The 20,333-nt window shown below is 69.7% G+C and carries 21 protein-coding genes; 7 read left to right on the top strand and 14 right to left on the bottom strand.

Annotated elements, in window-relative coordinates; translation table 11 throughout:
• Window positions 1-271: arsenate reductase/protein-tyrosine-phosphatase family protein (locus ABD987_RS39935; RefSeq protein ID WP_486303891.1), on the top strand; the 271-nt coding region annotated here is incomplete at its 5' end.
• A 7-nt stretch (window positions 272-278) separates the two neighbouring features.
• On the opposite strand, the gene ABD987_RS39940 is transcribed toward ABD987_RS39935, so the two are convergent.
• Together ABD987_RS39940 and ABD987_RS39945 are read right to left on the bottom strand one after the other, a co-directional pair.
• Entirely contained in the window at window positions 279-2,174 is a 1,896-nt protein-coding gene (locus tag ABD987_RS39940) for an alpha-L-fucosidase (RefSeq protein WP_345407178.1), read from the bottom strand.
• Between the two features lie 4 nt (window positions 2,175-2,178).
• On the bottom strand, window positions 2,179-4,011 hold the full coding sequence (locus tag ABD987_RS39945) for an alpha-L-fucosidase (RefSeq protein WP_345407181.1): 1,833 nt from the start codon (window positions 4,009-4,011) through the stop codon (window positions 2,179-2,181).
• A gap of 388 nt (window positions 4,012-4,399) precedes the next feature.
• Between ABD987_RS39945 and ABD987_RS39950 the strand changes: the two genes are divergently transcribed.
• Window positions 4,400-4,789, top strand: a complete 390-nt coding sequence (locus ABD987_RS39950; protein WP_345407184.1) for a hypothetical protein — start codon at window positions 4,400-4,402, stop codon at window positions 4,787-4,789.
• Between the two features lie 52 nt (window positions 4,790-4,841).
• Window positions 4,842-5,183: a hypothetical protein gene (locus ABD987_RS39955; protein WP_345407187.1), complete on the top strand. Its 342-nt coding sequence runs from the start codon at window positions 4,842-4,844 to the stop codon at window positions 5,181-5,183.
• Window positions 5,184-5,234: 51 nt separating this feature from the next.
• Here the strand turns inward: ABD987_RS39955 and ABD987_RS39960 are convergent, their stop codons facing one another.
• Window positions 5,235-6,074, bottom strand: coding sequence for an LLM class F420-dependent oxidoreductase (locus tag ABD987_RS39960; protein ID WP_345407190.1), 840 nt, complete (start codon window positions 6,072-6,074; stop codon window positions 5,235-5,237).
• A gap of 52 nt (window positions 6,075-6,126) precedes the next feature.
• Window positions 6,127-7,191 carry an alpha/beta hydrolase gene (locus tag ABD987_RS39965; protein WP_345407193.1) on the bottom strand — a complete coding sequence of 355 codons (1,065 nt, stop codon included), beginning with the start codon at window positions 7,189-7,191 and terminating at the stop codon, window positions 6,127-6,129.
• 133 nt (window positions 7,192-7,324) lie between these two features.
• Here ABD987_RS39965 and ABD987_RS39970 point away from each other — a divergent pair, with 133 nt between their 5' ends.
• From ABD987_RS39970 to ABD987_RS39980, 3 genes are read left to right on the top strand one after another with little or no spacing between them, the layout of a single operon-like run.
• On the top strand, window positions 7,325-8,470 hold the full coding sequence (locus tag ABD987_RS39970) for a sensor histidine kinase (RefSeq protein ID WP_345407196.1): 1,146 nt from the start codon (window positions 7,325-7,327) through the stop codon (window positions 8,468-8,470).
• The gene (locus ABD987_RS39975) at window positions 8,467-9,129 is read left to right on the top strand and encodes a response regulator (protein WP_345407199.1); all 663 of its coding nucleotides are present in this window, start codon (window positions 8,467-8,469) and stop codon (window positions 9,127-9,129) included. Before ABD987_RS39970 ends, ABD987_RS39975 begins: the two co-directional genes overlap by 4 nt.
• A gap of 29 nt (window positions 9,130-9,158) precedes the next feature.
• Window positions 9,159-9,893, top strand: a complete 735-nt coding sequence (locus tag ABD987_RS39980) for an FkbM family methyltransferase (protein ID WP_345407202.1) — start codon at window positions 9,159-9,161, stop codon at window positions 9,891-9,893.
• 4 nt (window positions 9,894-9,897) lie between these two features.
• Here the strand turns inward: ABD987_RS39980 and ABD987_RS39985 are convergent, their stop codons facing one another.
• The 3 genes from ABD987_RS39985 to ABD987_RS39995 all read right to left on the bottom strand — a co-directional run bounded on the left by ABD987_RS39985 (window position 9,898) and on the right by ABD987_RS39995 (window position 12,540).
• On the bottom strand, window positions 9,898-11,010 hold the full coding sequence (locus ABD987_RS39985; RefSeq protein ID WP_345407205.1) for a hypothetical protein: 1,113 nt from the start codon (window positions 11,008-11,010) through the stop codon (window positions 9,898-9,900).
• 123 nt (window positions 11,011-11,133) lie between these two features.
• Entirely contained in the window at window positions 11,134-11,730 is a 597-nt protein-coding gene (locus tag ABD987_RS39990; protein WP_345407208.1) for a class F sortase, read from the bottom strand.
• Between the two features lie 3 nt (window positions 11,731-11,733).
• Window positions 11,734-12,540, bottom strand: a complete 807-nt coding sequence (locus ABD987_RS39995) for a choice-of-anchor P family protein (RefSeq protein WP_345407211.1) — start codon at window positions 12,538-12,540, stop codon at window positions 11,734-11,736.
• A gap of 458 nt (window positions 12,541-12,998) precedes the next feature.
• Here ABD987_RS39995 and ABD987_RS40000 point away from each other — a divergent pair, with 458 nt between their 5' ends.
• Window positions 12,999-13,436, top strand: a complete 438-nt coding sequence (locus ABD987_RS40000) for a VOC family protein (protein ID WP_345407214.1) — start codon at window positions 12,999-13,001, stop codon at window positions 13,434-13,436.
• 21 nt (window positions 13,437-13,457) lie between these two features.
• Here ABD987_RS40000 and ABD987_RS40005 read toward each other — a convergent pair whose 3' ends face one another.
• The 7 genes from ABD987_RS40005 to ABD987_RS40035 form a co-directional block, all read right to left on the bottom strand.
• Window positions 13,458-15,035: an LCP family protein gene (locus tag ABD987_RS40005; protein WP_345407217.1), complete on the bottom strand. Its 1,578-nt coding sequence runs from the start codon at window positions 15,033-15,035 to the stop codon at window positions 13,458-13,460.
• Window positions 15,036-15,264: 229 nt separating this feature from the next.
• The gene (locus tag ABD987_RS40010) at window positions 15,265-15,846 is read right to left on the bottom strand and encodes an LppA family lipoprotein (RefSeq protein ID WP_345407220.1); all 582 of its coding nucleotides are present in this window, start codon (window positions 15,844-15,846) and stop codon (window positions 15,265-15,267) included.
• Window positions 15,847-15,859: 13 nt separating this feature from the next.
• On the bottom strand, window positions 15,860-17,557 hold the full coding sequence (locus ABD987_RS40015; protein ID WP_345407223.1) for an alpha/beta hydrolase: 1,698 nt from the start codon (window positions 17,555-17,557) through the stop codon (window positions 15,860-15,862).
• 4 nt (window positions 17,558-17,561) lie between these two features.
• Complete coding sequence (locus ABD987_RS40020; protein WP_345407226.1) at window positions 17,562-17,882, bottom strand: hypothetical protein; 321 nt, start codon at window positions 17,880-17,882, stop codon at window positions 17,562-17,564.
• A 471-nt stretch (window positions 17,883-18,353) separates the two neighbouring features.
• Entirely contained in the window at window positions 18,354-18,638 is a 285-nt protein-coding gene (locus ABD987_RS40025; protein WP_345407229.1) for an HC3 family zinc finger protein, read from the bottom strand.
• Between the two features lie 172 nt (window positions 18,639-18,810).
• Window positions 18,811-19,116, bottom strand: coding sequence for a hypothetical protein (locus ABD987_RS40030; protein WP_345407232.1), 306 nt, complete (start codon window positions 19,114-19,116; stop codon window positions 18,811-18,813).
• A gap of 188 nt (window positions 19,117-19,304) precedes the next feature.
• Complete coding sequence (locus ABD987_RS40035) at window positions 19,305-20,297, bottom strand: helix-turn-helix transcriptional regulator (RefSeq protein WP_345407235.1); 993 nt, start codon at window positions 20,295-20,297, stop codon at window positions 19,305-19,307.
• Window positions 20,298-20,333: the final 36 nt, after the last annotated feature.

The following is a 20,333-nucleotide window of genomic DNA, read 5'->3' on the forward strand; positions in this document are numbered from 1 at the left end:
CGCCGTCATCCAGGTCATGGACGAACTCGGCATCGACCTGAACCACGAAACTCCGAAACGGCTGACCACCGACGCGGTCGAGGCCGCCGACGTCGTGATCACCATGGGCTGCGGCGACGCCTGCCCCATCTTCCCCGGCAAACGCCACCTCGACTGGCAGCTCGACGATCCCGCCGGGCAATCCGCCGACCGGGTACGGCCGATCCGCGACGAGATCGACCGCCGCGTCCGGGCCCTGCTCGCCGAACTCCTCCCCACCGCCGGGCCGTGAGCGGGTGTCACTCCCCGGCGTCGACCGTGCGGTACAGGGCGACCGTGCTCAGGTACGGCCGGGCCCTGGACTGGGTGAGCAGCACCCGGACCCGGTCCGTCGTGACCGGCGCGGGCAGCGTCACCAACCGCGAGTACCCGATCGTGGACACCGTCGCGACGGTCGTCCACCGGCCGTCCCGCATCGCCTGCACCTCGGCGCCCTCCACGTGCTGGCCGTGCCGGATGTCCTCGCCGAGCCGGATCTGGTCGAACGTCCTGGTGCCGGGAAGCGGAATCTCCAGCGTGCCTTCGAGCGCGCCGCGGTCCGGTGACCACGAGGTGCCGAGCGCGTCGTCGGTGACCGCGCGCACCCCGGGCGAGACCGGCTGTCCCGGCGACGGCGCCGCGAGGTTCACCGCTTCGGTCCGCCGGATCGCGGTACCGAACGCGGCCAGCGCGGCCGAGTCCGCCGTGGCGATCGTCCCGTCCGTGCCGGGCGGGACGTTGAGCAGCAGGGAAGCGTTGCGGCCCACCGATTCCCGGTAAAGGTCCACGAGCTGCCGCGGTGTCTTCGGCCGCTCCGCCGGATGCCAGAACCAGCCGGGCCGGATCGAGACGTCCGCCTCGGCGGGTGCCCACTGGAGGTAGCGCACCGACGGGTCGGCCAGCACCGCGCGGGAACCGAGGTCGGTGGCGGACGCACCACCGAGGAACAGTTCCTCGTTGTGCGCCGTCCGCGGATCGCCCGTGGTCGGCAGCGGACTCCATTCGGTCGAGCGGGCGCGTCCGTTCTCGTTGCCGACCCATCGCACGCCCGCGGGCCCGGCGAAGGTGACCGTGTTCGGCGAAAGCCGTTGGATGAGCTTGAACCAGGTGGCGAAGTCGTAGTTCTCGGTCACGCCGGAACCACGCCACGGATTGGCGCCGTCGAGCCACATCTCGTCGATCGGGCCGTACTGGGTGAACAGCTCGTAGAGCTGGTTGAGGTAGTAGGCGTTGTAGTCGTCCTCCTCGACCGAGAACTTCGGCAGTTTCCCGGCGGCGAGCGCGGCGGCCCGGTCGTCGCCGGGGACCAGCGTCGGGATGGTCCGGCGGGTGACCGCGCTGCCGGACCCGTACCGGCCCTGCCCCGCGGGCTTGTTCGCCCGGTCCTCGTAAACCGCCTGTTCCTCGATCGACAGGCTCTCCCCCTTGGCCACCTTCGCCTCGACGGCCTTGACCTCCTCGGCGAAGAAGGACGACGTCAGTTCCGAACCGTCCGCCGGCGAAAGGTAGACCCCGATCTTCAATCCGGCCCTGCGCGCGGAAGCCACGTAGCCGGCCAGGATGTCGCCACCGGGATTGGCGCATCCGGCATTTCGCACCTGCCAGTACGCGGACGCGTCGCCCGCCCGTTCACGCTGGGCTTTTTCCCGCGCCGCCAGCACTTCCGGCAGCCGCGCGCAGTCCTTCCCGGACAGCCACCACGGGCTCGCGACGACGGAGTGGTTGGTGTAGCGGCTCGGGTAGAGCACGAACCCGTCATGGTGTTTGACCGTCAGCATCACCTGGGACACGCCCGCGGTCTTCAGCGCGCGCATCCACTGATCCGTGTCCACTGTGGATGGTGTGAACGTCTGTTCCCGCTCCGCGCCCGAACCCCATTCGCGGTTGGTGAAGGTGTTCATCCCGTAGTGGGTGAACGCGGTGACCGGGCGCTGCTGCCAGGCGAGCTGGCCCTCGCCCGGCACCGTGTTCGCGGCCTTTCCGAGGATCCGGGCGAAGTCGTCGCAGGGCAGCACGGGCATGATCGGCGACGGCGTGATCCGCTGACCGCACCGGGAGTTCGGGGCCACGGCGGCCCCGGCCGGGATGCCCGGCAGCAGTGGGAGAGCCACGGCGAGCGCGACGGCTCCGGTCAGCAGGCGGCGTAGGCGGCTCATCTCCTCAGGACTCCGGGTAGAGGTTCGCCGCGGGGATGATCCGCTGTGGGGTGTCCGGGCCGGACCACAGCAGTTTCATCGTGGATTCCCCGCCCTGCTGGGTCTGTTCGACCTTGATGGGGTACCACTGCCCGGCGAGCAGCCGGACGCTCGCCTTGTCGATCGTGGCGTCGTGCGGCGTGGAGTTGTCGATCACCAGCCTGCCGTCGATCCACACCTTCACCGTGTCGTCGGAGATCGCGGTGATCGTGTAGTCCTCGGAGAAGCCGGGGGTGAGCTGCCCGGTCCAGCGCGAGGAGAACGTCCCGCTCGGCACCGACGGCGCGGGCGAGCCGCCGAACTTCCAGCTGTAGTTGACCGTCGGGTCCACCCGGGACACCGTGGGCTCGCCGGAGAACGTCGCGTTCGGCCAGAACCGCGCGGTCAGCCCCGTCCCCGCCACCGCGGCGGGACGCGGGGTCCGGATGCTCAGCTCGATCTCGGTGGCGGTCGGGTTGGTGGCACTGCCCGACGGGGTGAGCACGATCTTGTTCCGGTCCCGCACCGCCGTCACCCGCTGGGCGCTGCCCAGGACGCGGGCGCCGGTGACGTCGAACGGCGCGAGCGCGTCGAGGGTGAGCGGCTTGCCCGCGCCGGGCCACTGGAACACCGACGCGTACAGCTTGTCGCCCTTGCGGCTCACCACGCCCCAGGACGGTTCGGCCACCACGCCAGGACTGCCCGCGCCGGCGATCGCCCTGCCCTGCCCCGCGGTGCGCTGCCAGTCCCCGATCGCCTTCAGCCGGTCGATCGACTCGGCGGGCACCGCGCCGTAGCGGTCCGGGCCGATGTTGAGCAGGTAGTTCCCGCTGCGGCTGGCGATCGACAGCAGCTTCCTGGTCAGGTCCTCGGCCGACTTCCAGTTGTGGTCGTACTCGGCGAAGCCCCAGTGGTCGTTGAGGGTCATGCAGGACTCCCAGAGCTGCCCGTCCACCGGCGCGGCCGGGATCTCCTGCTCCGGGGTGCCGGTGTCGCCGTCGGTCACCCGCCGCTTGCCGACGCGGTTGTTGATCACGATCGACGGGTCGAGACTCCGGACGTAGGTCTGGAGTTCCTCGCCGTCGCGGGCGGACCAGTTGTTGACCGGGTTGTCGGTGTTCCACTCGCCGTCGAACCAGAGGATCTTAGGGTGGTAGTTGTCGACCAGCTCCTTGAGCTGGGCGTACATCCTGGCCTTGTACTTCGGGAAGGTCGCCGGGTTCGCGAAGTCCGGGTCGTGCCAGTCCCAGATCGAGTAGTACAGGCCGTAGGCGATGCCCGCCTTGTCGGCGGCGGTCTTCATCTCGGCGAGGATGTCGCGTTTGCGGTCGAACGAGGAGTGGTCGCGCAGGTTCCAGGTGTTGACCCTGGTGGGCCACATCGCGTAGCCCTCGTGGTGCTTCGCGGTCTGCACGATGTACTTCTGCCCCGCGGACTTCGCCGCGGCGACGATCTTCGCGGCGTCGAAGTCCTTGGGGTTGAACTGCGACGCGATGGTCTCGTACTGGTCCATCGGGACGCCGCACTGGCGCTTGATCCACTCCGCGTCGTGACAGACCGTGCCGTCCGCGCGGGTGTAGCTGCCCTGGAGCTGGGAGTACGCGCCGAAGTGGATGAACATCCCGAACCGGTCGTCGCGCCACCACTGGGTGCGCGGCGAGGTGAACGGGTCGTCGGTGGCGTAGTTGGTGCCCGGTCCCGGCTCCGCCGCCGCGACGGTGCCGACAGGGGCCGCTTCCGCGGCGGTGACGGGGGTGCTCAGCGCGGCCGCCGCGGCCAGTGCCGCCACGAGCCCACGTCGCAAGGTCCGACCGATCATGACGCCCTCCGCGATGAGGTTCCGCAAGACGATCCGACGCTAGCCGATAAACATCCGATGAAACACCCTCCATCGGTGGATCTCGCGAGGCCTGTCCCGTACTTGTCTCGCATTCACCACTGAGACATCGGATTATTGAGGCACCAGACGTCAGATCTCTGTTGAAGGCGCCCCGCGGGCCGTCGGCCGTTTCGTGACGGCCATCACGGCGAGTTATCTGAGGGTTGAACTATTCGGGTGAACCTCGAGCCGTGGCCGTGTGGTCGACTGCTCAGGGTTATCCCCTTTGGTGTCCCTCCGCGGGGGCGCGGAGGAAAGCTAAGGAGACACGGATGGCGACAGGACCGAAGGCACCCGAGCACCGAGCGACACCCCGTGCGAGCCGCTCATGAACAGCCCTCGACAGCCGTACGTGTCCGTCGAGGCCTACAACGCGGCGCACCCGGAAGCCCCGCTGCCGCTGGAGATGGCGCGACGGCACCGCCTGCGCAGCTACACCGCCGCCCACCGCGGCCTTGCCGACGACGTCACCGGCACCGGCTTCACCTGGACCGTCACCTTCCTGCCCGACTTCCCCGCCGCCGGGGAACGCGACCGGACCGGCGTCGTGCTGGCGACCCGCTGGGGCACGCCGCCGTTGCTGGTGCTGGGCAAGGACATCCGGCTGCGGCAGGCCTGGACCGCCCTCGTCGAACGCTGGCCGACCCGCCTCTCGGAGGCCGCCGCCCTGCTCGGCGCTCTCCCCCGCGTCCCGGCGCCGACCGACTCCCCCGCCTGACCCCTCGCGTGCGCGGGACCGGTCCCCGCGCTGTGCGGGCACCATCGACGGCATGCGCAACGCGTGGCTGATCCCGCTCCCGGCCCTCGTGATCGCCGCCTGTGGGTCTCCGGAACTTCCCCCGGCCGCGAACGGGACGAACCTCGCGGCGTGCGCCGCGGGCAGCTGCGAGGTGCGGGTCAAATCCGGTGATCAGCTCCCCAATCGGGAACTCGGCCCCATCACCGTCGTGGTGCGCGACGACAGGATCACCCTCTCGGCCGGGTCCGGCAACGACCGGAACGGGTTCAGCCTCTCCGCCGAGGGCACCGCGGGCAAGAACCTCGTCCTCAATGGGCACCGCTTCCACGTCGTCGCGGTACTGGGGGACCAAGGCGTGCTCCGCGCGGGCTGAACTCGCGCCCGGCGGCCCGGTGCCTCGCGGCCCAGACCGCCGGGCCCTGTCTCAGCGCAGCGGCTCGAGGGCCTTCGCCAGCGGCTCCAGCACGGCCGGGGTGTGCGGCGGCGGCAGGTAGACGATCGCCAGTTCGAGACCCGCTTCCCCGAGCGCTTCCGCCTCGGCGGCGACCTTGGCGTAGTCCAGGTCCGGTTCGAGGCGGACGTGCGAGGAGAGCGTGATCTCGGCGGGGTCGCGGCCGATGTCCGCGCAGTGGCGGTGCAGCACCTCGCGCTTGCGGGCGAACTCCTCGGGCGTACCGCCGACGAAGTTCCAGTGCTGGGCGTACTTCGCCGTCGTGCGCAGGGTGCGCTTCTCACCACTGCCCCCGATGCAGATCGGCGGGTGCGGCCGCTGCACGCCCTTCGGCTCGCAGCGGGCGTCGGTGAGCTGGTAGTGCTTGCCCTGGAAGGTGGTGGTTTCCTGGGTCAGCAGGCCGACGAGGACCTCGCAGGCCTCCTCGAACCGGTCACTGCGGTCCCGGACACTGCCCAGCTCCATGCCGTAGGCGCCGGACTCCTCCTCGTTCCAGCCCGCGCCGACACCGATCTCCAGCCGCCCGCCGGAGACGATGTCGAGCGTGGCGGCCATGTTCGCCAGCAGCGCGGGGTGGCGGTAGTGGATCCCGCTGACCAGCGTGCCCAGCCGCAGCCGCTTCGTGGCCTGCGCGAGCGCGGTGAGGGTCACCCAGCCCTCCAGGCACGGCCCGGTCGGATCGGAGAAGATCGGGTAGAAGTGGTCGAAGGTCCAGCCCGATTCGAACAGCTCGATCTCGTCGGCGGCCTGCCAGACGGCGAGCATGTCCGCCCAGGCGGTGTTCTGGGGCGAAGTCTTGAAGGCGAATCGCATATCCGTGATCGTAACCCTGGAGTCCCTCCAGGACGGTCCGCTTTCCCCGCGCTCAGCGGACATCGGTGCCGGCGACGGCGATGCGGGTCAGCGCGGCCTGCGAGTCCGTGCCGGGGCTGAGGTAGTGGTCGTGGTCGGGCACGTCCGCGGTGGCGAAGACGCGGGCGCCGAAGGCCGGGTCGGCTGGCTTCGTGCCGTGCCCGAGCCCGCACAGCCGCACCCCCGGCACCCAGCGGATCCAGTCCCTTGTGGACTGTCCGGCCCACACCCGCGCGGTGGTGCGCAACCGGGTGACGTCGGCCACGCCCATCCCCGGGCTGCCGAAAACCGCGACGTCGGTGACGGCCACGGGCAGACCGGGCGCCGCGAGCCCGAGCACCGTCGAGCCGTAGCTGTGGCCGAGCAGCGCGATGGTCGCTTGTGGACGGACGGCGGCGAGTCCGGCCACGAACCGCCGCAGCGCCACCGCTCCCGCGCTCGCGAGGTCTTCGCGGGCGGCGGCGAGGCCCACGCCGTCCGGGGTGTCGTAGCCGAGCCAGGCGATGACCGCGAAGTTCCTCGCACCGTTCGCGAGGGCGGTGCGGTACAGGTCGGCCGCCTGCACCGCCGGGGCGCGGTGGGCGAAACCGCCCAGCCCGGTCCAGAAGTCCGCCGCCCGGTTGGCGACCCCGGGGACCAGCACCGCGATCCTGTCCACCGTGGACAGGTCCCCGAACACCTGCGCCACCCGGCCGTCGCCACGCGGGTCGAACAGCAGGAACTGTCCGTCCCGATCACGGTAGGGCGCCCCGGAGGTACGCATGACGAGCCTGTTCGCCGCGTAGCGGGCCTCCGGCGGCGCTCCGTCCAGTGCCCCGACCACGCCCGGGTAGCGGGCGACGAGATCGCGTCGCCCGGACTCGCCCGCCGCGGCCAGGACGTCGTGGACGCGGCGGGGATCGGCGTGCACGGGGTCCGGCAGCTGCCGCGGGTCGGCCAGCCAGGCGGCGACGCCCACCGGGGGCAGCGGGGCGGCGGGCGGTGCCGTCGCGGTGGGTGTCAGCACCATCGCGGCGGTGGTGGTGAGGGCCCAGGCCCATCGCCGGGAGGCCGTTTTCGGCTCGGCAGAAGCGATCATGGGGCAGAACGGTGCCGATTCCCCGCCCGCGTTTCGTCGGCTCGCGGGCCGCAATGCCCGCCGTCGCGGGTAGCCCGTGGGCGTACGCCCGCGGGCCGATGCCCGGCCGGTGCTCGCTGGCTACGCTCGCCGCATGCCTGTCACACTCCGTGTCCCGCGACGCCGGATACCGGCGAGGGCGCGGACCGTTCTCGCGTGGACCGCGCTCGCCCTGTCCCCCGTCACGCTGTCCCTCTGGGTCGGCCTCGGCGGCCCGCCCTATCTCTCGCTCGCGCTGAGCCTGGCCCTGCTGACCGGCGTCCTCCGGCGACGGCCGCTGGTCGTGCTCGGCGTGCTGCTGGCCGAGCTGGGGCTGGTGTGGGCGGTGCCGCTGCCCGCGTACCAGTCCACCGTCCTGATGATCCAGTGCCTGGCCGCCGACCTCGTCGTCGGCTACCTCGCCGCCCACCGGCGGCCACGCGTCTCGCTCAGCGCCGCGGCGGTGACCTTCGCCGTGGAGCTCACCATCGCGAACGTCTTCTGGTTCCGGGACAGCAGCAGCATCGATCTCGCGCTCCGGATCCTGGTGCTGCTCGTCTTCTGGCTGATCGCCTGGTTCACCGGGAACACCGTCCGCATCCGGCGGCAGTACCGGCTGGACCGGCAGGCGCGGGCCGAGGCGGAGGCGGTCCAGGCCGAGCGGCTCCGGATCGCCAGGGAACTGCACGACATGGTCGCGCACACGATCGGCGTCATCGCCATCCAGTCCGGGATGGGCAGCCGGGTGATCGACACCCAGCCCGCCGAAGCGGGAGAAGCGCTTCGCGCCATCGAAGCCGCCAGCCGCGACACACTCGCCGGGCTGCGCCGGATGATCGGCGCGCTCCGCCGGTCCGACGGTGAGCCGATCGACGCGCAGCACGGCCTGGCCGACCTCGACGCACTGGTCGCGCGGTCCCTCGGCGCCGGGGTGCGCGTGGACCTCGAGTGGCGCGGCGAACGCGGCGCGCTGCCGCCCGACGTCGACCTCTCGGCGTTCCGGATCGTCCAGGAGGCGGTCACCAACGTGATCCGGCACGCCGGGACCGACCGGTGCGCGGTGGTCCTCGACCGGCGGGAAGAGGAGCTGTCCGTGGAAATCACCGACCACGGCAAAGGCGGTGAACCCGGCGCGGGCTACGGCCTCCGCGGCATGCGCGAACGGGTCACCCTGCTGCGCGGCGAGTTCACCGCGGGCCCACTTCCCGACGGAGGATTCCGGGTCACCGCCCGGATCCCGATCCCGGTGGGGGTCCGATGACGATCCGGGTCGTGCTCGCCGACGACCAGCCCCTGATCCGCAGCGGCCTGCGTGTGCTCATCGCCGACACCGGTGATATCGCCGTGGCCGGGGAAGCGGGCACCGGCGCGGAGGCGGTCGAGCTCGCCAGGGACCTCCGCCCGGACGTGGTGGTGATGGACATCCGGATGCCCGGCATGGACGGGATCGAGGCCACCCGGCTGATTACCAATCCGGCCGAGCCCGGCGCGCCGCACGTCCTGGTGCTCACCACCTTCGACGAGGACGAATACGTGTACGGCGCGCTCCGCGCCGGTGCCGGCGGCTTCCTCGTCAAGGACATGGCGCTGGAAGACATCCTCGCCGCGATCCGCGTGGTCGCCGCCGGGGACGCGCTCATCGCGCCGGGTGTCACCCGCCGCCTGATCGCGGACTTCGTCGGCCGCGCCGAACCGGCGCCCGCCCGGCGGCCACTGACCGGGATCACCGAACGGGAACGCGAGGTGCTGACCCTGGTCGGGCGCGGCAGGTCCAACCACGAGATCGCCGCCGAGCTGTACATCAGCGCGGCGACCGCCAAGGCCCACGTGGCGCGGCTGTTCACCAAGCTCGACGCCCGCGACCGCGTCCACCTCGTCATCATCGCCTACGAATCCGGCCTGGTGGCACCGCCCCGCTGACGGCCACCCCACACAACGACGGGAAACCGATGCTCCGCTCCGCCCTCACCACCGCGACGACGCACGCGCTGGCCCGCTGGACGCCCTGTCTGGACACCGAACTGCACACGCTGCGCGACCTGGTCGGCCCCGGCGACGTCTGCGTCGACGTCGGCGCCGCCGCCGGTCTCTACAGCCAGGCGCTCTCCCAGCTCGCCGGTCCCGCCGGGACGGTGCACAGCATCGAACCGCTGGCCTTCTCCCATCCCGGGTGGGCACGGGTGCTCGGCGTGTGGGCACGGCCCAACGTCGTCCGGCACACCCTCGCGCTGGGCGCCGGGACCGGCCGGGCGGCGATGCGCGTCCCGTTCGGCCCGCGCGGCCCCGCCACCAGCAGGTCCTTCCTCGACTGGCACACCAGCGGCCTCGGCTCCAACGCCGAGTACCCGTACCACGCCGACCTGCTCGTCGACACGACCACGCTCGACGGCTTCCGCGACGAAACCGGCCTCACCCGGCTCGACTTCCTCAAGATCGACGTCGAGGGCGGCGAGCTGCACGTCCTGCGGGGCGGCGCGCGGACCATCGCGGAGTTCCGGCCGACGATGCTCGTCGAGATCGAGGCCCGGCACACCGAACGGTACGACCACACCCCGGACGACGTCGTGCGGTGGCTGGGCGAGCACGGCTACCACCTGTACGCCTGGCGGCGGGGCTGGCAGCCGGTGGACCGGGTTTGCCCGCACGCCAACAACTATCTCTGCCGACCGTCCGAAAAGGACTGAACAGCTAGCGGCGCCAGAGCACGGCGTGGAACCCCTGGCCCGGGATGTCCGAACCGCCGGCGATCCACCCGCGTTCGCTGATTCCGCGCGGATCCATGAAGGCGCCGGGGACCAACGGCGGGAGCTCGAAGATCCGGCCCTCCCGGTCCCAGTACACCGGGCGGTCCAGCCGGTCCGCGGAATCGGCGAGGCCGAGCACCGTACCGGCGCCGTTCGCCGCGGTGAACCGGCTCCGCGCTCCACCCAGCGTCGGGAGCACGGTCAGTTTTCCCCGCGCGTCCCAGCGCGCCACCCTGGTCTTGCCGTCGCCGGCCCCGACCTCACCGATGACCTCCCCGCCGTCGGTGATCGCGCTCGCGGAGCTGTACTTCCAGCCCGTCTCCAGCACGGTGATCCGGCCCTTGTCGTCCCATTTCGCGGCGTGGAGGTTGCCGTCGGCGGCCTCCGTCCACCCGACCACGGTGCCCCGGTCGTCGATGGCCGAGAGCGCGGCCCGCGTCCCGCCCGGTGGCACCTGTACCGGGATCGCCTTCCCCGCCGGATCCCAGTACAGCGGCTGGTCGGCGGACCACCCGATCACCGCGCCCCCGGCGTTCATCGCACGCACCCGGCCGCGCCCGAGTTCGGTCACCCCGCCCCGCGGGTCCCACCGGCGCGCGATCGCTTCGCCGCTACCGGGTTTGTACGCGAAACCCGCGACCACACCGCGATCGGAGACCGCCACCGCCTCGGTCGAGGGATATTCCGCGGTTCCCGGCAGCTCCACGGGTTTGCCGTCCCGGCCCCACCGGGTGGCCGTACCGCTCAGCACGTCCGGCCGGGAGACGCCGATCGCGATCCCCGTCTCGCTCATCATGACCGGCCTGACGCTCGAAAACCGGGGCAGCGGCGGCAGGTCGGTGATCCGCCCCGCCGGATCCCACCGCACAGCGCGCTCGTGCCCCGCCGAGTCCAGCGCCGCCCCGAAGGCCTCACCGTGGTTGGTCACCATCATGGCGTCACTGAACTGCCCGCCGGGCAGCGTCCCCAGATCGGCGGGCTGGTAGGTGTCCCCCGCCTGCGCCGGAGACACCATCAGCACCATGGTCAGCGTCGAGCCGGCAAGTCCCGTCCCCATCGCCCCTCCTTCGTGCCCGTCACCACAGGCACGCACCAGGGATCCGCGAGGTTGCCCGGACGTGGTGGGCGGCGGCATCGCCGGACCGGGGCCTGGGCCACCCGTCCGGCGATGCCGCCGCGCTCAGCTCGCCAGCTTCGCGTAGACGATGATGTTGTCGCGGTAGTTGCCGGTGCCGTGGTCGAACACACCACCGCAGGTGATGAGCCGGAGCTCGGGATCGGCGGTGTCGCCGTAGACCGCGTCGGTCGGGAACGCGCTCTTGGCGACCTGGTCCACCTTGCTGACCACGAAGGTGAGCGTCCGGCCGTCCTGTCGTCCGACGAGCACCTTGTCGCCCGCCTTCACCTCGCGCAGCCGCCAGAAGATCCCCTTCTCGTGGTGCCCGTCGATGTGCCCGAGCACCACCGAGGGGCCGATCTGACCCGGTGGCGGGCTGTTCTCGTACCACCCCGCCTGCAAAGGCTGGTCGACCGGCGGCACCTCGACCGTCTTGTCCGGGTTGAGGCCGAGCGGGATCAGCGTCGACTTCGCCTGGATCGACGGCAGCTCCACCCAGGCGGGCCGTGGCCGCGCGGCCACGGCGTCGGCCGCCGCCCCGGGAGCGGCTCCTCGCTGGTCCGGGGTCGCGGCCGGGCTACCGCACGCACCGGTGAGCAGGGCCGCCAGCAGTGCCACCAGCAGCGCGCCCCACCGGGCGCCCCTGTTGTTCCAGGTCATCGCTCAGCGCCGGTCGCCGTCGAGGCTGCCGTCACCGGTCTGCGGCGCGCCGACCGGGACCACGGTCACCTGCTTGCCACCGCCGGCGGGATTCGAGCCGGCGGGCGCGGTCGTCGCCGGGGCGGGCGACGTGCTCGGCGCCGTGGCCGCGGCCGGGGCGCAGGTCGCCGAGGATAGCACGACGTCGCCGCTGCCCAGCGCGCCCACGAGCTGGCCGCCGAGGAGCTTGATGTGCAGCGCGTTCACGGTCAGGCTGCCGTCGTCGTTCTTGATCTGTTCGTTGACGGTGATCTGCACCAGGCCGGGCAGCCCCACCGTCTGGTTGGGCCGGGTGGCCGCGGGCACCGTGCCGATCCTGCCGAGGTCGAGCCCCGCGATCTCCGAGCTGCCGGTGATCCCGGACGCGGTCGACTCGCACTTCGCGTCGATCACCCTCGCCGAGACGGCCCCGCCGGCGAGCGGCGCGAGCACCGGCAGCGTGGCGTCGACGATGGACGCCGTCGAGGTCACTCCCCCGCCGTTCTGCTTGACATTGCTGCTGATCGCCTTCGCGGTCAGCAGCCCCTTGAGCGGCGCGTCGACCACCGAGGCCGACGCCGGGCCCGCCGTGCTCGATCTGGCCAGTTTGCCGGTGTTCACCGCCAGTCCCTGGTCGCCGAGCACACCCGCCAGCAGCGACACACTCGCCGACGCGCCGTAGGCCGAGCCCGAGCCGGCCGTCGCGGCCGACGCGGGCACGGCCACGACGCCGCAGAGTGCCGCCACGGCCACGCCGGTCGCGCTTCCGGTGCGCAGCAGGGTTTTCCGCATGAAGTGTCCTTCCGAAAATTGCGAACAAGACGCTTCGGGCGTGCGCTTTTCACCTGATCGCACCACCGGAAGCGAGAGCACGGAAACTATCAAGATCACCCGCGAAGACGAAAACCACTACGGAGTCCACTTCGGACAAATGGATTTCATAAAATCAGAAACCGCCGACGCTTTTCACTCGATCCGGTGATACGAGCCGGACCCGACGCCGCTCCCGCGCTTGCCGACCGTGACATCGCCGCGTTCCTTCGCGGAGACTGTCCCAGACTTCACTCGTAAAGGTGATTTCGTGCAAGTTTCACATGCGGACACGGGCCGTCATGTGACGAATACACATGTAACGAAACCACACTTCGCTGACCTGCAATTTTCACGGACCGTGAGTTCGGCTCCAGCCGATACGAAAAGGTCCCGGTTCGCCACCGGAGCCGGTCGGCCGGGCTCGGTAGCATGCGCCCATGACCATCAAACTCGAGAACGTCGGCATCACCGTTCGCGACCTCGAAGCAGCGATCTCCTTCTTCACCGACCTCGGTCTCACGGTCATCCACCGTGACACGGTCAGTGGTGAGTGGACCGACACCGCCGTCGGCCTCGATGGCAACCACACCACCATCGCGATGCTCCAGACGCCGGACGGTCACGGTCGCCTCGAGCTCTTCGAGTACACCCACCCCGAAGCTATCGAGTCGGAGCCCACCCGTCCCCACGAGATCGGCATGCACCGCGTCGCCTTCTCGGTCGACGACATCGACAAAGCCCTTGAGACGGCCGCGAAGCACGGCTGCCATCCGCTTCGCGGCGTGGCCACCTATGAGGATCTCTACAAGCTCACCTACGTCCGCGGCCCCAGCGGCATCATCGTGATGCTCGCCGAGGAGCTGCAGAAGAACTGACCTCCGAGCTGCCGGACAGCCCTAGTCGACGCAGGGGATTCCGCCGCCGTCGACGACGCCGCCCTGCAGTCCGTCGGCGGGCGGGGCCGCCGCACCGCTCGGCGCACCGCTCGGCGCGGCGCCGGTGGACGGGCCGGGCGCGGCGTCGGCACCGTGCGGCCCGAGTTCGGGCGGCAGGGTGAACTTCGGGCCGAGGACGATCCGGACGTGCCCGGCGGGCAGCCCCGGGTCGAGCCGCCCGAGTGGTTCCTTCACCAGCCGGGCCGCCGCGGCGGCGTCCGCCCGCGCGCCCTCGCCGTAGGTGACCGAGGAGTCCGCGGCGGTGGCGGTGTCCAGGGTGCCGGTGCGGAACCCGTAGGGCTCCAGTGCTTTCGCCACGGTCGCGGCCAGTCCGGCGGCACCGTTCGCGTTCCGCACGTCGACGGTCGAGGAAGCGCGGATCTCCGGTGTGGCGGGTACCGGCGGATCCATGCCGAACGCGGTGCGCACGGCGGCGCGCACCTGTCCGGTGTCGACCTTGTTCACGTCCTGGCCGTCGACGGTCTGGTACCCGGCGATCGGCAGCGTGGAGAACTCCAGGTTCCCGCCGGTGAGTCCCTGCGCCTGCTGGGCGAAGGAGACGAGGTCCCAGCCCCCCGAGACCACGACGTCCTTCCGCGCGGCGTCCACGAGCTTGCGCAGCTTGCCCAGGTCGGTGAACGTACCCGCGCTGCGCAGCTTGTGCGCCACCGAGGCGAGGAACGCCTGCTGCCGGTGTGTGCGGTCGAGGTCGTCGTTGTCCAGGCCGTGCCGCTGCCGCACGAACGCCAGCGACTGGGCCCCGTTCAACGTCTGCCGCCCGGCCGGGAAGTTCGCGCCCGAGAAGCTGTCCCGGACCGGACGCTTCAGGCACACCTCGACCCCGTCGAGCGCGTTCGCCAGATCGAAGAACCCGGCCAGGTTGACCTCGGCGAACCGGTCGATCGGCACGTCCAGGAACTCCCGCACCGTCTCCAGTGTCTTCTTCCGGCCCGCCTCCCGGCCGCGGTGCTCCAGCTCGGCCTTGCCGGTGACGCCCTGCTTGACCAGATCCTGCTCGGCGTAGTACTTCGCCAGCCCGTACGCTTCCTTGATTTTCGCGTTGCGGTATCCCGGGATGCCCTTCACCGGCACGTAGTCGTCGCGCGGGATCGACACCGCCTTGACCTTCCCGCCGCCGGCCGGGATGTGCATCAGGATCAGCGTGTTCGTGTTGTAGCCGCCCTGGGTGCCGTCACCCGCGTGCAACTGGTCGAGGATCTCCTTCGGCAGCTGGTTGCCGTCCTGGTCCTTCCGCGAGTCCAGCCCGATCAGCAGCACGTTCGTGTCCCCGCCCGCCGACTTCGGCGCGCCCGCGTCCAGCGCGTCCGAAGTGGACAGACCGCCGAGCAGGCCGCCGGCGACCGACCAGGCCACCCCGGTGGTCGCCAGCACCATCACCGACAACGCGCTCAGCGCGACCTTGCCCGCCGTCCCCGGCCCACGCCCACGCGCCCGCCGCGGCGCGGCACCGGCCGGGCGGATCCGCACGGTCGGTGCCTCCGCGGGCGTCTCGGCACGGGATGGCTGGCTGCGGTCCATGGCGCTCCTTCACCCGGACACGTGCCCGCCCGGTTCGTCTCGGTTCGCCCCACTTGACGCGCCGGGCCCGCTCCCCGCTGCACCCCGCTCAGGTGACCGTGCTCACCCCGAAGCCCGCCAGCGGGATCGCCGCGGCGGATCATGTTCCCCGCCTCGACAACATCCGTGGCGGCCACCCCGTCCGCGCCGAACCCGGTGCGACCGCGGCGCTGACCTGGCCGGGGCCGACCTACTGCGGGGTGCCGCGCTGCTTCGCTGCGGCTGTAAGGTGACAACCAGTCTCCACTGACAAAACCGTTGTTTTCTCCGTGGACAGCGACAACTGAGCTTGATATTGATCTTTCAGCTCAAATTCAAAATGCGGCGGCCGGTCAACTCGAACCCCCTGCTGATTGAATCCGAATTCACCGCCGACTTGCGATATGATCCCCACCGCGGCAGGCCAACGCTCAGCAGGAATGCTGGACGGCGCGGTAATGAAGCTAAGAAAATTTCGGGCCACGTCTCGACTGTTGACATCAGGGAACTCATTTGAGCATCCAGACTGCCGACCATCGTGCTTATCTTCCCACCCGGATATCCCAAGCTCGGAAGTGAGCCTCGACTGAATCTTTCCTCGCAACTCCTCGTATTTCTTGGAGATTTCCTCAAGGCTGGGTCGTTTCATGAGTTCCGCGTATTGCTGCTGGGGTTGCATGGGTTTCCCTGAAGGCGTCGGCGTCGGGTTGAGGTACTGATGGCCATCACTGCACCCGGCGGTCACCAGGACGCACATCGCCAGTGTTGCCGCTGCCAGCGTTCGTAGTTGCACGTGACCATCTTCCCTAATGTGCCGCGACCGTGAGTTGTGGCATTCCCGCGACGATGGCGGCGATGTTGTGTTTGCTCGTGCTGTCCGAGCCGTCGGGCATGGTCTTGGTGTATTCACTGTGTCCCTGCGATCCCGCCAATGGTGTGCCGTCAGGGCCGGTCGCGCTGTCTGCGGATAGCTGGTTCATGCCGTCCATGGCGTAGGGGGCGCGTCCGTAGCGCCAGGTTTCGGGGACCCATTGGGCGATCGGGTCACCCTCTGCCTTGATGTTGTAGGCGTGCCCTTGGGGGATCTTCAGATCGGCGGTGGTGTTGTCGGTGCCGAAATGGTCCGCGATTCCCGGGGAGCCGAAGACAACCGCATCGTCAACACCGGTTCCGGCGCGAGTGAGACTGACACCTGTGACGATCGATCCCTGTGAGTGCCCCAGGGCGGTCATGTGCGGATCGGTTGTACGGGATGCGTTGATCCCCTCGTCGAAATGAGCCAGCTTTTCCCCGCCAAAGGAGGCGTTTTCCCCAGTCACCAGACCAGCCAGCGACAACGGGTCATCGAAGGAAGACGGCTCATAACCCAACCATGTCACGGTCGCCACCGAGCCACCGCCTTGCGTAGCAAGCATCTTTTCGGCGGTGCGCTGCACGCCATCCATATCGTCGACATAGCCGTGCATGTTGCCGTCGACGGTGGAGTTCATGCCGGGAGTGAACACGGCGACGTGTTGGGCGGTGTCGACGTTGCCGTTGGCGACAGCGGCTTTCGGGTGGTCGCCGGTGAGGTCGAGGGACATGAGCTGACGGTTGGCGTTCAGGGTGCCGTCCGGATTGCGCATCATGCCGCCGATGGATTCAATGGCCTTGAGCCGCTGCTCGACGCGTGCGATCTCGTCGGAGTCACCGTCTTCTCGTTTCAGCTGGTCCAGATCGGCGGTGAACCTCGCTCGCTCCCGGTCCATCAGATTCAGGTTGGCTTTGCTGCGGTCGGTGGCTTTCACACCATCGCGGTTGCCGACCAGCTCGGGGTGGTCCTTAATCAGCGCGGCCCGCTGGTTGGGCGACAACGCCGCCCACCACGCGGCATTCATCGACGGCGCGGCGTCGACCGGGGGCGGCGCGAGAACCGACAACGCACCCATCGCAGTACCCGAGTTGCCCGCGGCGGCCAGGGAGGTGTTCTCGTTGTCGTTCGAGGTGGCGTCAATCGTGTGCCCGGACAAGATCCGGTCGAGCACAGCGCAGAAGTCGTCATCGATGTCGTTGGCCTGCCGGATGACTTCTTCCACCCGGTCTTTCAACTCGACCACGGTGCGCTTGCGTTCCTCGGCGACGGCTTGTTTCTGGTTCTCGGGGGTATCCGATGGTGGGCCGTTGTCGATGATCGCGCCGTCACCCCCGATAGTGAAGTGCTGGGCACGGGCGAGGGTGTCGACCTCCTTGACGCCGTTCTGCACGCCCGCGATCGCGTCGCTCACGTCTCCGGCGGCCCGGCGCAGGGAGGCAACTTCGGCGGCGTGTTCTTCGAGGCCGTCGATGACGCGGTTGACCTTGTTCGCCGCCGCGCCGGCGGCCTCGCCGTGCCAGCCGTAGGGGGTGTTGATGTCACGCAGGTCATCGGAGCAGGCGACGAGCTTGTTGTAGGCGGTGTTGATCGCGCCGACCGCCTCGGCGAGCGGCCCGGGGTTCCAGCGGGTGACATCCGACCAAGTGACCATCGGCTCAAACCGCCTTGACCTGACCGGTGGGCTGTGGGGTCGTGGTGATGTCGCTCGCCGCGGCGGACTCCTGACCGGCGTACCGGTCGGCGGCGGTAGCCATGTCCGACGCGTGCCCATCCAACGTGACCACGAAGCCGCGTTCCCGGTCCTCCAGCGTGCGTTTCACCTCGGCCAGCTTGCCGGTCGCCCGCGCGCCGGGAATCCCGGCGTCACCGGCTGGGACCGCGGCCGAGCAGGCTGCGCCCCGCACGCCGGCTGCAACCCGTCCGGCGGCCTGCCCAGTGTGCCTGATCTTGTCGATCACGACCTGATACCCCGTCACGCGTCCTCCCTCGTAGCGAGTCGATCACACACGGCGACACTACGGGACGCAGGGCAGCCCCTTCAACGACCACGGGTCTTGAAAGGGGGCTGACTACGCAGGTCGCGAGCGACTACCCGCCCGCGTCTGAGTAGAACTACTCGCTCAGTCCGGGCCGAACTACCTAGCCTGTCCGGAGGTCTTCCCCGGATCGTCGCTGGGGCTGAGCTTGGCGGCAAGCGCGTCGATATCAGCCAGCAGCTTCTCGGCAGTCCGACGCGGCACGGTTCCGTCCTCGACCGCCCGGCGTACACGTGCCGCCGCCGTGCCCAGGTCTGCGGCGACATCGTCCAAGCAAGCTCGTGCCCTGACAGCCGGAGCGCTGCCCGGCTCGTCGCTACCGTCGGTCTGCTGCCCGGCCATCACGTGATCCTCCTCAGCTTGGGTGGGCCGGTCAGCGCGGCGACGAGGGGTGCCGTCGCGCTGATCGGGTTATCGGGGATGTGGCACCGGGCGCGGACCCGGCCGCCCCGGGTGATCCGGGTACATGTCGATGCCGTGGATTCGCCGGTACTCGAAATCGCAGGACCAGCACTGCGTCGCGGGCCCGCGCGCGTCACGATGCTCAGTCCGCTCGTACTCGGCAGGCGCCGTCAGGCCACACAGCATGTGCAGCACCTGCCCCGGCTCGGGCATTTCGGCGAGCTGGACGCGATGCCACTTCCCATCGACCACGGGGTGGACGTGATCCAGGCTGACGTAGATCAGTGCGCTCATCGCCTGCCGCCTTTCGGCCATCGCGCCTTGACGTAGCGGCCCCAGTAGTCCCACGCCTCTTGGGTCATCTTCCGACAGGTGGCGCCGTACCCGGGGAAAGGTGGTGTCGGTTCCTCGACCGGTGGCGGCTCGGCGGCGGAAGTCTGGCCGTTGACGGGGTGCTCGTCGGCCATCACGCACCGCCCTGCCGGACACGCCGGGCAACGTCGATCCGCTGCCGCGCGCTGGAGTCCGTCCGCACCGCGTCGGTCACGGCGGCTCTCATATTGCCGATGATCTGCCGCAACAGTTCGTCGTCAAGCACGAGCGACGGGCCCGGCCCGAACGCGATCACACCGACCGGACGCCGGTCACGCGGACTGCCGGTCACGCCCGTGACGATGGTGACCACGCGCCCGAGGGTGTCGACGGTCGTCACCACCCGTTCCCGCGCCCAGCCCCGCATCTCGCCGGGTTCTTCGAGGGGGCTCTTCCCCAAGGGAGAGCGTGACGGCGCGGAGCGGGTGTGTTTCTTGTCGGCCCGGCCGTCAGAACGCCGGCCGCTCTCGTTGCCCCCGCCAATGGGGGGCTCGTCATCATCTCGCGCCGTCACACACAGATCTTCGGACGGTACGTAATAGCTGGTGAAGGGGTTACGCCATGCACATGTGTATGCGCATGGCCTCGTCAGCTGGCCGCGCGGGCTTGTTCCAGACCAATTCGGTACTCACCGGTCCACTCAGCATCCTGCTGGTCCTCGGGCAAGTTCTCCAGCCCAGTCCGAAGATGATCCACAGCGACTCCAGCGTCACCGAGGGCAAGATGAGCGAGCCCACTGTTCAGACGGTGAAACGTCGGCGTGAGCCAGTATGCCGTCCCAGGTGGTTCCTCCCGAGCAGCGACATCGAGCAGCCCGTCGCCCTCATCAAGTAAGCGCAGTGCGGTCTCGCGCTCGCCAAGTCGTGCATAGCCTTGCGCGGCCTGAATCGCGTCGCCGATGCGCTGGGCCACATGCGCGCCTGGTGTGTGGTAGGCGGCGAGAAACCAGCGCACCATTGCACGGGCTCGGCCCTGCTGGCGTGCCAAGTAGCCGCGGAAGTTCGCCACCTGCGCAGCTAATACTCCCGACTCGGCTTCGTCGGCAAGATCTTCAGCCTCGGCGAACAGGCGCACGGCGGACGCGTCACGCCGCGTCTCGGCGTGCAGCCAACCAGCGAACTGCACGTGCTCAGCGGCGACAGTGGCAAGCTTCTGACGGTAGGGGCCGTGCGCTTCGCGAAGCAACTCGGTGACCATCGTGGTTTCGGCGAGAGTGGCCGCGATCAAAGGCGCAGGGCCGACCGAGTCGTCAAGACGACGATGGGCCGCCAAGCTATCGGCGAGCGCAGCCACCGCGGCCGCATCGATATGCCCCGGATGCTTCACGCTGTACTCGATCGCCTCGCGCTGGTCAGCGTTCAACGGGCCAACACCTACATGCGGCAGAAAGGCCAGCAACTCGCCGCCCGCACCGAGCAGTTCGTCGAGACGAGCGGCGGTTTCATTGTCAACTGCTTGCAGGCCGGATTCGTACCGAGACAAGCTCGACTGCGACACGGGTACCAGTTCTGCAAGCTGAGGTTGCGAAAGCCCGGCCGCCTTGCGCAGACGTCGCAGGGCCTCGCCGAACGTTTCGGCCATACGTCCTCATTCGCGGAGTCGACCACTCCGCGTGCC

It is taken from the genome of Amycolatopsis samaneae, assembly GCF_039541975.1.
Taxonomy (GTDB): Bacteria; Actinomycetota; Actinomycetes; order Mycobacteriales; family Pseudonocardiaceae; genus Amycolatopsis; species Amycolatopsis samaneae.

Excerpts from the sequence above, each read along its gene's own strand:
- ABD987_RS39940 (WP_345407178.1), bottom strand. The coding sequence starts at position 2,174 with ATGAGCCGCCTACGCCGCCTGCTGACCGGAGCCGTCGCGCTCGCCGTG.
- ABD987_RS39945 (WP_345407181.1), bottom strand. The coding sequence starts at position 4,011 with ATGATCGGTCGGACCTTGCGACGTGGGCTCGTGGCGGCACTGGCCGCG.
- ABD987_RS39950 (WP_345407184.1), top strand. The coding sequence starts at position 4,400 with ATGAACAGCCCTCGACAGCCGTACGTGTCCGTCGAGGCCTACAACGCG.
- ABD987_RS39955 (WP_345407187.1), top strand. The coding sequence starts at position 4,842 with ATGCGCAACGCGTGGCTGATCCCGCTCCCGGCCCTCGTGATCGCCGCC.
- ABD987_RS39960 (WP_345407190.1), bottom strand. The coding sequence starts at position 6,074 with ATGCGATTCGCCTTCAAGACTTCGCCCCAGAACACCGCCTGGGCGGAC.
- ABD987_RS39965 (WP_345407193.1), bottom strand. The coding sequence starts at position 7,191 with ATGATCGCTTCTGCCGAGCCGAAAACGGCCTCCCGGCGATGGGCCTGG.
- ABD987_RS39970 (WP_345407196.1), top strand. The coding sequence starts at position 7,325 with ATGCCTGTCACACTCCGTGTCCCGCGACGCCGGATACCGGCGAGGGCG.
- ABD987_RS39975 (WP_345407199.1), top strand. The coding sequence starts at position 8,467 with ATGACGATCCGGGTCGTGCTCGCCGACGACCAGCCCCTGATCCGCAGC.
- ABD987_RS39980 (WP_345407202.1), top strand. The coding sequence starts at position 9,159 with ATGCTCCGCTCCGCCCTCACCACCGCGACGACGCACGCGCTGGCCCGC.
- ABD987_RS39985 (WP_345407205.1), bottom strand. The coding sequence starts at position 11,010 with ATGGGGACGGGACTTGCCGGCTCGACGCTGACCATGGTGCTGATGGTG.
- ABD987_RS39990 (WP_345407208.1), bottom strand. The coding sequence starts at position 11,730 with ATGACCTGGAACAACAGGGGCGCCCGGTGGGGCGCGCTGCTGGTGGCA.
- ABD987_RS39995 (WP_345407211.1), bottom strand. The coding sequence starts at position 12,540 with ATGCGGAAAACCCTGCTGCGCACCGGAAGCGCGACCGGCGTGGCCGTG.
- ABD987_RS40000 (WP_345407214.1), top strand. The coding sequence starts at position 12,999 with ATGACCATCAAACTCGAGAACGTCGGCATCACCGTTCGCGACCTCGAA.
- ABD987_RS40005 (WP_345407217.1), bottom strand. The coding sequence starts at position 15,035 with ATGGACCGCAGCCAGCCATCCCGTGCCGAGACGCCCGCGGAGGCACCG.
- ABD987_RS40015 (WP_345407223.1), bottom strand. The coding sequence starts at position 17,557 with ATGGTCACTTGGTCGGATGTCACCCGCTGGAACCCCGGGCCGCTCGCC.
- ABD987_RS40025 (WP_345407229.1), bottom strand. The coding sequence starts at position 18,638 with ATGAGCGCACTGATCTACGTCAGCCTGGATCACGTCCACCCCGTGGTC.
- ABD987_RS40035 (WP_345407235.1), bottom strand. The coding sequence starts at position 20,297 with ATGGCCGAAACGTTCGGCGAGGCCCTGCGACGTCTGCGCAAGGCGGCC.